The sequence below is a fragment of the Microbacterium sp. 01T413_2 genome (assembly GCF_056398985.1).
Window position 1 is genome coordinate 1 of sequence record NZ_JBFTQL010000053.1, and the last position, 12177, is coordinate 12177.

10 protein-coding genes and 1 pseudogene are annotated in these 12177 nt (G+C 69.5%); 5 read left to right on the forward strand and 6 right to left on the reverse strand.

Features of this window, described 5'->3' with window-relative positions:
* Positions 1–146 precede the first annotated feature (146 nt).
* Together AC1DMN_RS17955 and AC1DMN_RS17960 are read left to right on the forward strand one after the other, a co-directional pair.
* Positions 147–998 (forward strand): DUF4097 family beta strand repeat-containing protein, encoded by an 852-nt coding sequence (locus AC1DMN_RS17955; protein ID WP_477384720.1) that lies wholly within the window; start codon positions 147–149, stop codon positions 996–998.
* Complete coding sequence (locus AC1DMN_RS17960; protein WP_477229758.1) at positions 995–1633, forward strand: PadR family transcriptional regulator; 639 nt, start codon at positions 995–997, stop codon at positions 1631–1633. Before AC1DMN_RS17955 ends, AC1DMN_RS17960 begins: the two co-directional genes overlap by 4 nt.
* A gap of 100 nt (positions 1634–1733) precedes the next feature.
* Here the strand turns inward: AC1DMN_RS17960 and AC1DMN_RS17965 are convergent.
* Positions 1734–2168 (reverse strand): annotated as a pseudogene (locus AC1DMN_RS17965) (universal stress protein); the annotation flags it as partial.
* Between the two features lie 161 nt (positions 2169–2329).
* Here AC1DMN_RS17965 and AC1DMN_RS17970 point away from each other — a divergent pair.
* Both AC1DMN_RS17970 and AC1DMN_RS17975 read left to right on the forward strand, forming a co-directional pair.
* Complete coding sequence (locus AC1DMN_RS17970; protein ID WP_440733091.1) at positions 2330–2515, forward strand: DUF3073 domain-containing protein; 186 nt, start codon at positions 2330–2332, stop codon at positions 2513–2515.
* Positions 2516–2631: 116 nt separating this feature from the next.
* Complete coding sequence (locus AC1DMN_RS17975) at positions 2632–3456, forward strand: MOSC domain-containing protein (protein ID WP_441977370.1); 825 nt, start codon at positions 2632–2634, stop codon at positions 3454–3456.
* A gap of 108 nt (positions 3457–3564) precedes the next feature.
* On the opposite strand, the gene AC1DMN_RS17980 is transcribed toward AC1DMN_RS17975, so the two are convergent.
* The gene (locus AC1DMN_RS17980) at positions 3565–5796 is read right to left on the reverse strand and encodes an alpha-galactosidase (RefSeq protein WP_477384722.1); all 2232 of its coding nucleotides are present in this window, start codon (positions 5794–5796) and stop codon (positions 3565–3567) included.
* A 41-nt stretch (positions 5797–5837) separates the two neighbouring features.
* Here AC1DMN_RS17980 and AC1DMN_RS17985 point away from each other — a divergent pair, with 41 nt between their 5' ends.
* Positions 5838–6881, forward strand: coding sequence for a LacI family DNA-binding transcriptional regulator (locus tag AC1DMN_RS17985; RefSeq protein WP_477229760.1), 1044 nt, complete (start codon positions 5838–5840; stop codon positions 6879–6881).
* 7 nt (positions 6882–6888) lie between these two features.
* Here AC1DMN_RS17985 and AC1DMN_RS17990 read toward each other — a convergent pair whose 3' ends face one another.
* The 4 genes from AC1DMN_RS17990 to AC1DMN_RS18005 all read right to left on the reverse strand — a co-directional run bounded on the left by AC1DMN_RS17990 (position 6889) and on the right by AC1DMN_RS18005 (position 12007).
* A complete protein-coding gene (locus AC1DMN_RS17990; protein ID WP_477229761.1) occupies positions 6889–8640 on the reverse strand; it encodes a glycoside hydrolase family 35 protein in 1752 nt (583 codons plus the stop codon).
* A gap of 101 nt (positions 8641–8741) precedes the next feature.
* Complete coding sequence (locus tag AC1DMN_RS17995) at positions 8742–10064, reverse strand: ABC transporter substrate-binding protein (RefSeq protein ID WP_477229762.1); 1323 nt, start codon at positions 10062–10064, stop codon at positions 8742–8744.
* Between the two features lie 81 nt (positions 10065–10145).
* The gene (locus tag AC1DMN_RS18000) at positions 10146–11111 is read right to left on the reverse strand and encodes a carbohydrate ABC transporter permease (RefSeq protein WP_441977538.1); all 966 of its coding nucleotides are present in this window, start codon (positions 11109–11111) and stop codon (positions 10146–10148) included.
* Between the two features lie 8 nt (positions 11112–11119).
* Positions 11120–12007, reverse strand: a complete 888-nt coding sequence (locus tag AC1DMN_RS18005) for a carbohydrate ABC transporter permease (protein WP_233312527.1) — start codon at positions 12005–12007, stop codon at positions 11120–11122.
* Positions 12008–12177: the final 170 nt, after the last annotated feature.

The following is a 12177-nucleotide window of genomic DNA, read 5'->3' on the forward strand; positions in this document are numbered from 1 at the left end:
CATCCACTCCTCGGATGCAGCCATGTGCGCGCTTCGAAACTCCCAGGAAAGAGTCTTGACGCGAATCGAGATATATCGTGTTATGCTCTCAAACACGATATATCTCGAGCTGAAGACTCGAGATCCCCCAACTCAGGAGAACAGACATGACCGAGAAGTGGCTCATCGCCCCCGGGCAGGAGCGCGTGATCGACATCGAGCGCGCGTCGAAGCTCAAGATCGGCCTCGTCGGCGGACAGGTGGACGTCATCGCGCACGACGAGCCGGGCATCCGGATCGAGGTGCACAACGTCACCGTCAAGGACCTGCGCGTCGAATCCGACGGCACYCAGATCGAGATCGAYCAYCCGCAGATCGGCTGGGACAACTTCCTCGAGGTGTTCCGCAACTTCGGCGCCGGCGGCCCCAAGGCCGAGATCAGCGTCGCGGTCCCCCGCGACATCGCCCTCACCCTGGGCGTGGTGAGCGCGGGAGCGCTCGTCTCCGGCCTCACCGAGGACGCGCGGCTCAACACCGTCTCCGGCGACCTCATCGTCGACACCCACACCGGCGACCTGAACGTGAACACCGTTTCGGGCGACGTGCAGGTGCGAGGCCTGGCGGGCACGGCCATGGCGAACACCGTCTCGGGCAGCGTCGCGCTGACCGGCGAGGTGCGCAAGGCCACGATCGACAGCGTCTCGGGCGCGATGCTCATCGACGCGACCGGCCCCGTCAACACCGTGTCGCTGAACAGCGTCTCCGGCGACGCCACCGTGCGCCTGGACGAGAACCTCGCCGCGAACTACGTGGCGCGCGCGCTGAGCGGCCGCATCACGATCGACGGCGTTCCGCGGGGATCGTCGGGCCCGYCGAACTTCACGGGATCGCGCGGCGAGCTGTCCGGATCCTTCGCCGATGTGCGGGTGAACACCGTCTCCGGCGACATCACGGTGCTGCGCCGCGACGCCGCCGAGGCCCCGGTGTCGTTCACCTCCGACGGAGAGGACCTGCTGTGAGCCCCGCGGTCTTCTCCCACGGCGATCTGCGTCTGTACCTGCTCGCGCTGCTGGCGGAATCACCGCAGCACGGCTACGGCATCATCCAGGCGCTGACCGATCGCACCGGGGGCACGTACACGCCGAGCGCCGGCACGATCTACCCGCGCCTCGCGAAGCTCGAGGAGGAGGGGCTCGTCACCAAGACGGTCGACGGCCGCACCACGATCTACGCGATCACCGAGGCCGGCCGTGCCGAGCTCACCGCGCGCGAGGGCGACCTGCAGGGCATCGAGGCGGGGCTGAACGACTCGGTGCGCCTGATCGCGAACGAGGTGCGCCAGAGCGTGCAGGAGGCCATGAAGAGCCTCCGCGCCGACCTGGCCGCCGCCGCCCGCGAAGAGCAGAACGCCGGGTCGCCCTCCTCCTACCGGGAGGCCTCCGCTCGCGCGGACGAGCGGATCGCCAGCCGTGAGGAGCTGCGCCGCGCGGACGCCTCGATCAACGAGTTCCGGGCCAGGGTGCGCACAGACCTGCGCACGCACGTCGCACGCGGTGGTACGGTGCCGGCATCGCTCGTGACGCAGCTGGACACCGCGCTCGACGACGCGGCGCGCGCGGTGACCTCGGCCCTGGCGGGCCTGTCTCGCCACTGACGACGTTCCCCACCCCGCGAGACTGCAACTCCGTCGCGAGCGGCACGACGAGGATCGGCCGGGACTGGCGGTGCGAGAGCCGGGCGGCGACGGATCCGGTGAAGAACTCACGGATCGACTCTCCGAGGCCCCGACTGCGGGTGCCGACCACGATCAGCTGCGCATCCAGCTCGCCGGCGAGGTGCTTGATCGCGAGCGCCGGGTCGCCGACGAGCTGGCGCGCGGTCCAGGTGACCCCGGAGCCGGCCAGCGCCTTCTCGACCTCGCGGCGCAGCTCGGCGAACTCCTCCGCACCGGTGTCGATGTTCAGGTCGATCGGCGCGGAGTGCACCATCCCGTCCGGATCCTCGAAGGTCACGAACCGGGTGACGTCGACGTGCACGACGACCAGCGCGGCCTTCAACAGGCCGGCGTAGCGGACAGCCTCGGCGAGCACACGCGGGGGCTGTCCCGGCCGGAGCGCGACGATCACGGCCTTCTGCAACTGCGGATCCTRCAGCTCCTGATCCTCGGGGGTGGAGGCTGTGTCGCTCATCTCGTCGTTCCTCTCGGTGCGGCGCTACCGGGGACCCGTCACGGCGAGGTGAGGTGGCCCGCGTGCTATCCTGGATGCTACTCTTACCGGCCGCGAGCCGGTGCCGGAAATAGACAGCGGGCCCCGCATCGCCCACTGCTTACAGTAAGGGGGTCTCGCGCATGGGCCGTGGCCGTCAGAAGGCAAAGCACACCAAGATTGCCCGCGAACTGAAGTCGTACAGTCCGTCGGTGAACTACTCGGCGCTCGAGCGCGAGCTGGGTCACCCGGAGACCGACGACCAGTACGTCGACAAGTGGGCGGATCAGTACACCGACGAAGACGAGGACGAACTCGAAAAGGCCTGAGCCTCGTCGTCCGAAACCCCGCCCCGAGTCCGCTCGCGGCGGGGTTCGTCGTCTTCTGGAACAGCCTCACGCCTGACCGGTCCCGAGCGCCCGCGCGCCCCTGCGAGGATGGATCCATGCCTCACGTCGTCGCGCTCTACCGCCATCCCGTCAAGGGGTTCACCCCCGAGAAGCTGCCCGCCCTCACCGTGCAGGCGGACGGGCGGATCGCCGGTGACCGCGTGCTCGCGTTCCGCTTCGCCGATGCGGCGGCCCCCGAGGAGCGCGACGGACTGGACTACTGGCCGAAGTCCAAGGGTCTCGCGCTCGAGACCTTCCCCGGCCTCGCCGCGCTGCGCCTGGCGTACGACGACGCGGCGCAGAGCATGCGGATCGACCACGCCGGGGAGACGCTCGTGGAGGCGGGCCTGGACGAGGACGGCCGCGCCGAGCTGGTCGATGCGGTGACCGCCTTCGTGCTCGACTCCCCCGACGGCAAGCGCCTGCAGCGCCCGGGACGGCTGCCCCTGACGCTCGTCGGCGACGGCGCGAGCTCCCGATTCCAGGACCGTGGGCGCGGCTACGTCTCGGTGCACAGCGACGCGAGCGTCGCCGCACTCGGCGCCGCGCTCGCGCAGGACGTCGACGACCGCCGGTTCCGCTCGAACATCGTGATCGGCGGCGTCGACGCGTGGGACGAGCTGGACTGGCAGGGCGAGGTCGCGATCGGCGACGTGCGCCTCGCCACGGCCGGGCCGATCGTGCGCTGCCTCGCGACGCACGCGAACCCCGACACCGGCGAGCGCGACGCGAGCGTGCTCAAGACGCTCACCGGATCCCTCGGGCAGGTCCAGCCGACGCTCGGCCGGCTGTTGATCCTCCCCGGGGTCAGCGGCGCCGTGGGTGACGACGCGGGCGTCGGCGGCACGATCCGGGTGGGCGACGAGGTCAGCCTCGGCTGAGGCTGACGCACCGCTCTCAGGATGGTTCTGCCGATCGCCCCTGTGCGCCCGTCGACACGACGCGATCCAGCGAATCCGTCCTGAGAACGGACGTGCCGAGCGCGGCGCTCAGCCCACCGCTGTCGCGCGTACGATGAGCGCCGTCTCGGGGTGCACGGAGGGCATGACGATGCCGATGCGCCCGAGGACCCGGCCGGTCAGCGCCACCCCCTCCCGCTGCCAGGCCGCGAGGTTGCCCTTCAGCCCGCGCAGGCTGAGCGGTTCGATCTCCACCCGGTAGCGCCGGTCGTCGTCGAGCCCTGGCAGCCGGAAGCGCCCGGCGCTGGCGGTCGCTCCGACGGCCAGCGCCGTGAACAGGTAGAGGGCGCGGCCGGCGTCCTCGGCGATCACGCCCTGCAGCGCGAACGCCGGGTCGGGCGTCTCCGCCCGCACCATCCGGCCGCTGTGCAGCAGCGCGCGCTCCCGCTTGTGCAGGGCGATCCAGTCCGCCAGCTGTGCGCGCTCGTCGTCGTCCCAGCCCCGGATGTCGGCCTCCACGCCCAGGTGCCCGAACAGCGCCACGGACGCGCGGAACGCGAGCGTGTGCGTGCGACCGGTGACGTGCGACGGCGCCGAGGCGATATGCGCGCCGATCAGCTCGGGCGGGATCAGCTGCGCGGTCCACGCGTTGATCCGCAGTCGCTCCAGCGGATCGTTGTCGTCGGATCCCCACACTCGATCGGTGCGCTCCAGCACACCCAGATCGACCCGGCCGCCCCCGGACGAGCAGGATTCGATCTCTAGCCCGGGGTGACGAGTCTTGAGGTCGTCGACAAGACGGTAGAACGCCGCGGTCTGGCCGTGCACGCCGGGAGCGCGGCGCGGCCCCGAACCCGCCTCGACGAGATCGCGATTGTGGTCCCACTTGAGGTAGGCGATGTCGTACTCGTCGAGGAGGGCCAGCAGCGCATCGCGGATGTGGGCGTAGCAGTCGGGATTCGCGAGGTCCAGCACCTGCTGATGGCGCCCCGTGAGAGGCCACTCCGAGCGGGCCGACATGATCCACTCGGGATGCGCGCGAGCGAGATCCGAGTCCGGGTTCACCATCTCCGGCTCGACCCAGAGTCCGAACTGCATGCCGAGACCGCGCACGTGATCGATGAGCGGGTGCAGCCCGAGCGGCCACACCTCGGCGGAGACGGTCCAGTCGCCGAGCCCCGCACGGTCGTTGCGGCGGGCGCCGAACCAGCCGTCGTCGAGCACRWAGCGCTCGACGCCTACGGCGGCGGCCGCGTCTGCGAGCTCGATGAGGTCTTCCTCGTTCTGATGGAAGTAGACGGCCTCCCACACGTTGAGCGTGACCGGGCGGGCGGTGCGGGGATGCTGCGGGCGGGCACGCAGCATCCGGTGCGACTGCACGGCCAGCGCATCGAGGCCGCATCCGTAGAACCCGTACAGCCACGGGGTCGCGTACTCCTCACCCGGCGCGAGGCGGCCCTCGCCCGGCAGCAGCAGCTCGCCGCCGGCGAGCACCTGCCGCCCCTCGGCGACCCTCTCGACCTGATGCACGTGGTTGCCGGACCAACCCACATGGATCCCCCAGGCCTCCCCCGAGGAGAAGTCGAAGCCGTGGCGCCCCACGATCAGCGCCATCGCGGCGCCGAGCCCGGTGCGGCCGCGGCGGTTCTCCCTGCGGTGAGCGCCGACGCCGAGTCGCCGGCGCTGCGGAACCCGCTCGACCGCCCAGCGGCCCGCGAAGTCCAGCGCCTCGTCCGCATCCAGGGGCACCGGCAGCGTCGGCATCAGCGACTCGAGCCGGTACACGTCGTCGCCCCTGTTGCGCACAGCGGCCCGGGTGCGGATCGCACCGGATCCGGTGAGCTCGATGTCGAGTGCGAGAGTCAACCGCGCCTCGTCGTCCAGGGCGGTGACGCGCACCGAGGCCGGACCCGACGAGAGGATGAGGCGCCCGCCCGACGACGGATCCGAAGGACCCTGACCTCCGACGGGAGCACCGTCGATCGCGACGCCGGTCACCCGGAAGCGCGGTGACCAGTGCGCGCCGTCCCGGGATCCGCTGATGCCGGGGGTTCCGCTCCAGCCCCGGGAGAGCTCGGGAAGCACCGACACCGGCACGACCGCGTCCACCTCGCTGCCCGCATCCGGGAACACGCCGGAGAGGGCGAGCGCCTCGAAGCCGGCGTCGTCGAGCGGACCGCAGGACGCGCCCCAGTGCACGACGACGGGAAGCCCTCCGTCCCGGATGTCCAGGACCAGGGCGACGCCGCCCGTCTCCAGCACGATGCCGAGATCCACGGTTCCGGCGCTCGCCTCATGGCCGTCGAGAGTCAGTGACGACATGATTCCCCTTCCTGGGCGGTTCGAGTATTGTTTACGTTGCCATGCAAGGGACCAACGTGCAACGGATCAAGGACGGCGCACCACGCGCCTCGATCAAGGACGTCGCCCAGCGCGCAGGCGTGTCGCCGCAGACCGTGTCGCGGGTCGCCAACGGGTACGTGCATGTGCGACCCGAGAAGCGCGAGAAGGTACTGGCCGCGATGAAGGAGCTCGGCTACCGGCCGAACAGCGCGGCGCGCAACCTGAAGTCGGGCCGGTTCCGCAGTCTCGGGGTCGTCACCTTCAACATCACGACGCTGGGCAACGAGCGCACGCTCGAGGCCGTCGCGGAGGCGGGCGCGGCTGCGGGCTACACGACGACCCTGATCCCCGTGACGGATCCCACCCGCATCTCGGTGGCGGGCGCCTTCGGGCGCCTCGAGGAGCAGGCCGTCGACGGCATCATCCTGATCATGTCCGCCGAGTTCGGCTCGCCGGACGACTACGCCCTCACGGCAGGGCTCCCGCTGGTCATCGTCGATTCGACCGCGACGGCGGATCACACGCTCGTCGACACCGATCAGGAGCAAGGCGCTCGCACCGCGATGCGGCACCTGCTCGACCTCGGCCATCGACGCATCGCCCACGTCGCCGGGCCGCTCAAGTCGTTCTCCGCGCACCGACGCGAGGACGCCTACGCGCGCGTCTGCCAGGAGCACGCCCTCGCCACCCCCGCCCGGCACCGCGGCGACTGGTCCGCGGCGTCGGGCTACGCCGCCGGCCGGGAGATCCTCGCCGAGGAGCCGCGTCCCACGGCCGTCTTCGCCGCCAACGATCAGATGGCGCTGGGCGTGATGCGCGCCGCGCACGAGGCGGGCCTGCGCATTCCGCAGGACCTCAGTGTCATCGGCTTCGACGACAGCGACGACAGCGGCAGCTACTGGCCGCCGCTGACCACCATCCACCAGCATTTCGACGTCGTCGGCCAGCGTGCGACCGAACTGCTCATCGCGATGATCGACGGGGAGCCGCTGCCCGAGAACCCGCTGATCACGACCCGGCTCGTGGTCCGCGACAGCACCGGCCCGGTGCCGGTTCAGGACTGACCGCACCTCAGAACTCGGTCGGGCCGAGCCGCGGCTCCGGAGCGAACCGGACCGTGGGTCGCTCCAGGCCGCGCAGCTCGAGCACGAGGATCTCGTTGCCCTCCCCGCGCAGCAGCGGAGCCGGCACGTACAGGGTCTCCTGCGGTCCCCGCGCCGAGTAACGGCCCAGCGCGAAGCCGTTGATCCAGACCGCGCCGGACCCCCACCCCCGCACGTCGAGGTGAAGATCGCCTGATGCGTCCGCATCGAAGCTGCCGGCCAGCAGCACGGGCCCGCCCAGCGGGACCCCCCGCAGCACGGGCGTCCCGTGCGCCGCGAGCGCGGCGCGGACTCCGTCGGCCTCCAGCTCCAGGGGCGAGACGAGCCAGCCGTGCAGCTCCTCGCCGTCCAGGCGCACCGGGCCGATCAGGCCCTTGGCCTCGCCGATCCTGGGTCCGTAGTTCACGCCGCCCAGGTGCTCGACCAAGATCGACAGCTCCCCACCCGAGGGCAGCGCGAGCACGCGGTCGTGCGCCTCACGATCGAGGATGCCGACAGCGTGGCCGTCGAGCAGCACGTGCGCGCGGTCGCGTACCTCTGCCACAGTGAGCGCGCCACCGCGCGGGATCTCGATCGCGTAGCGAGAGTATCCGCGCGGCGACCCGAAGGCGGTCGCGGCGGGAGCCGTGTCGTGCGCGCTCCAGCGCTCGGCTCCGGCGTCCGCGAGCGCGACGGCGCGTTCCAGCGGCGCCTCCAGGACGCGCGAGGGCGAGCGCGGGGCGGGACGGTCATCCGGCACCGGCGCATGCGCCGCGATCACGTCGCGGAACCGCCAGTACTTCTCGGTGGGCGTCCCGTCCTCGGCGATCGGCGCGTCGTAGTCGTACGAGGTCGCGATCGGCCGGTAGACGCCCTTGTCGTTGGCGCCGGCCATGTACCCGAAGTTGGTGCCGCCGTGCACCATGTAGATGTTCACGCTCGCGCCCGCGGCGAGGATCGCCTCGAGCTCGGCAGCGCTGTCGGCCGCCGACGTCGTGTGGTGCGGCTCGCCCCAGCTGTCGAACCAGCCGCACCAGAATTCGGCGCACATGAGCGGCCCACTCGGCTGATGCCGCCGCAGTGCCGCGAGCCTTTCGACCGCGCGCGACCCGAACGACGCCGTGCTGAGCAGCTCGGGCAGAGTGCCGTCGTCGAGCATCGCATCGGTCGGCTGATCGACCGTGGTCAGGGGCACGTCGATGCCCGCCGCCCTGGTCATGTCGGTGAGCGCGCGCAGATAGGTCTTGTCGGATCCGTAGGCGCCGTACTCGTTCTCGATCTGCACCAGGATCACGCCGCCGCCGTGCGTGAGCTGGCGCGGCCGGACGATGTCGTACACCGCGCCCAGATACCGCTCGACCTCGGCGAGGTAGCGCGGATCGCGCGAGCGCACGGCGATCGTGCCGTCCTCGATGAGCCACTCGGGAAGGCCGCCGTTGTGCCACTCGGCGCAGATGTAGGGGCCGGGTCGCACGATCGCGAACATGCCCTGGGCCCGGACCAGGTCGAGGAAGCGTCCGAGATCGAGGCCGTCCTCGGCGGCGAACGCCCCGCGCCGTGGTTCGTGCGCGTTCCAGGGCACGTAGGTCTCGATCGTGTTGAGGCCCATCTGCCGGGCGGTGCGCAGCCGGTCCTCCCACTGATCCGGGTGGATGCGGAAGTAGTGCATGGCYCCGGAGATCACCTGGAACGGTGCTCCGTCGAGGAGGAAGTCGGTCTCGCCGATGGCGAAGGCGGGCATGGGGTCTCCGGGGTTCGTGAGGATCGGCGTCGGAGGACGCCGGACGGAAGGGGCGCGGGATCCGCATCGGCGGACCCCGCACCCCCGAGGGCGGATCCGGGTTACTTGTTGACCTGGAAGCCCTGCTGGTTGCCGTAGTCGACGAGCGTCTTCTGCCACTCCTTCAGCGCCGCATTCAGATCGCCCTTGGCGCCGATCGCCTTGCCGACCGAGTCGCCGAAGACGTTGTTGGCGTAGCCCTGGAAGGGCAGGTACTGCCAGCCGGGGATGACCGACTTCGACGCCGCGACGCCGACCTGGTTCGCCTTCTGGCTGTCGACGAAGGCCGGGAAGGTGCGGTTCGCCCACGCCTGGTCGTCGAACGTGGCGACGGTCGAGGGGAATCCGCCCTTGTTGACGAGGTCGCGTCCCTTGCCGTCGGCGAGGAACTGCAGCACCGCCGCGGCGAGGGCCTTGTTCTTGCTCTGCTCGGTGACCGTGATGCCGCTGCCGCCGTTCTCAGCGGAACCGGGAGTGCCGTCCCACGTCGGCATGGGCGCGACCTTCCACTTGTCCACGCCGTAGTCCTCGCCCATGTCGATCATCCAGGAGCCCATCATCAGCGTGGCGAGCTTGTCCTGCGCGAGCGCCTTGGTCCACTCGTCGGACCAGGTGGCGAGCGGGGAGAGCTCGCCCTTCTGCAGCATCCCGCCCCACATGTCCGCGAACTTCTTGCTGCCGGTGTCCTGCAGGTCGATCGTGACCTTCTCCCCGTCCGTCTTGAACGGGTGACCGCCCGAGGCCCAGATCATGCTSGTGAAGAAGCCSGCGTCGCCGCCGGTGGCGATGTAKGCGTCCGGGTTCGCCGCGTGCAGCTTCGCGCTGTCCGCGGTGAACTCGTCCCAGGTCTTCGGCGCCTCGGTGATGCCCGCGGCGGCGTAGAGCTTGGTGTTGTAGATCATGACCATGGGACCGGAGTCCAGCGGGAGGCCGACGAGCTTGCCGCCGACGTTGACCGCGTTCCAGGTGGAGGCGGTGAACTTGTCCTTGTAGCCGTCCAGGCCGTAGGGGGTCATGTCCGCGAGCGCACCGCTCATCGTGAGCTGCGGCATCGTCTGGTACTCCACCGGCACGATGTCCGGAGCACCGGATCCGGCCTTGACCGCGTTCTGCAGCTTGGTGACCGTCGCATCGGGGTTGTCGAGCTTGACGACCTTGATCTTGACGTTCGGGTGCTCCTTGGTGAAAGCGTCCGCCCAGTCCTGGGTCGTGTCGCCCCAGGTCCACCAGGTGAGCTCACCGCCCTTCTTCAGCGCGGCGTCGATGTCGGCCTTCGAGCCGCCGGAGGCGGCGTCGCTGCCGCCCTGGCAGCCGGCGAGGGCGCCCATCATGATTGAGGCGGCGCCGACGACGACGGCGGCGCGCATCCAGATGTTCTTCTTCACTGCGGGTTTCCTTTCGGGAGGTGATGCAGAGATCTTTCGTGCGTGGGATTCGTGATGCGGGGAGGGTGGATGGATGCGCGGCTACTTGACGCTTCCGGCGGCGAGGCCGGACTGCCAGTACCGCTGCAGGTACAGGAAAGCGGCGGAGATGGGCAGGACCGTGAGCAGCGAGCCGGTGATGACCAGCTGCGGGATCGGCGCCGTTCCGATCGAGGCGGAGGCGGACGCCCACTGGCTGAGCCCCACGGTGAGCGGATACCACTCGGGGCTGGAGAGCATGATCAGCGGGAGGAAGTAGTTGTTCCACGTCGCGACCACCGCGAACATCAGCACGGTGATGAAGGCCGGGGCGAGCTGGCGCAGCGAGATCGAGAAGAAGATCCGCAGCTCCCCCGCGCCGTCCAGACGCGCGGCCTCGATGAGCTCGTCGGGGATCGCTTCCGCGGCGTACACCCACACCAGGTACAGACCGAACGCGCTCACCAGCGACGGGATGATCACCGCCGCAGGCGTGTTCGTCAGACCGAGCTTGCTGAACAGCAGGAACTGCGGCACGGCGAGCACGGATCCGGGGATGGCGAGCGCGCCGAGGATGATCGCGAACACGGCCTTGCGCCCGGGGAAGCGGTACTTCGCGAGGCCGTAGCCGGCGAGCGTGGCCAGCAGGGTGGCTCCGCCGGCGCCGACGACGACGTAGAGCACGGTGTTCAGGAACCAGCGCAGGAAGACGCCGTCGTCGTAGGCGAAGGTGTCCGCGATGTTCGTGAACAACGAGAAGGTCGGCCCGAACCACAGTCCGGGCGTCGTGTAGAGGTCGGACTTCGACTTGGTGGCGTTCACCACCAGCCAGAACAGCGGCCCCAGGCTGTACAGCAGCATGAGAGACATGACGATCATCAGCGTGATCGAGGTGCGGGTGCGACGCGGCGAGGTGCGCCGCGTGCGCCGGACCGGGCGCTGCGCGACCCGTCCGCTCGCGAGCCGGCTCGGGCGCCGTCCGGTGACAATGGCCTCGGTGTCCCTCGGCTCTGCGCTGTTCGAGGTCATGACGCTCATCACTTCTGCTCCTTCGAGCCCATGGACTGCGCGACGAAGGCGATGATCATCGTGATCACGCCGGAGATGATCGCGATCGCGGCGGCGTAGTTGAACTGGGATCCGGCGAACGACAGGTTGAACGCGTACATGTTCGGCGTGAAGTAGCTGGAGATCGAGTTCGGCGCGATCTTCTGCAGCACGGCGGGCTCGTTGAACAGCTGGAAGCTGCCGATGATGGAGAAGATGGTCGCGACCACGATCGCGCCCCGGATGGCCGGCAGCTTGATGCTGAACACCGTGCGCAGCGCACCGGCGCCGTCGATCTCGGCCGCCTCGTACTGCTCCTGCGGCACCGCCTGCAGCGCGGAGAAGAAGATCAGCATGTTGTAGCCGACGAACTCCCAGGTGACGATGTTGCCGATCGCGGGGAGGATGAACGTCGCCGACAGCGGGGAGGGCACGACGTCGCCGAGCCAGCGGTTCAGATCGGCGACGAGACCGAACTGGTCGCCGTACATGTAGCCCCAGATCATCACGGCGACGACGCCGGGCACCGCGTAGGGCAGGAAGATGCTGAGCCGGTAGAACGGCACGAAGCGCAGTCGCGCGCTGTCCAGTGCCAGGGCGGCGACGAGTGCGAGGATCAGCATGATCGGCACCTGTACCACGAGGAACAGTACGACACGGCCGGTGGCGTCCCAGAACTTCGGATCCACGATCGCCAGTGCGTAGTTCTCGAAGCCGACGAAATGCGTGCCTCCGATCAGGGAGTCGCGGAACAGGCTGAGATAGATCGCGTACAGCAGCGGCGCGATGAGCACCAGCGTGAACACGAGCATGAAAGGACCGACGAACCACCAGCCGGCCCAGGACCGCCGGGAGCGTCGGAGCCCCGTCATCGCCATCGACATCAAGTCACTTCCTCGTGATTGGTTGCGTTACCAAGAGCACTATAGGCACACTATGGTTACGTAAACAACTCACGRTTCGGAAACGTGATGTTTACGTTGCCAATCCGTCGAAGTTCCACCGTATGGACGATGTGCGGAGGCAGACGGAGGCCGACCAGATGGAC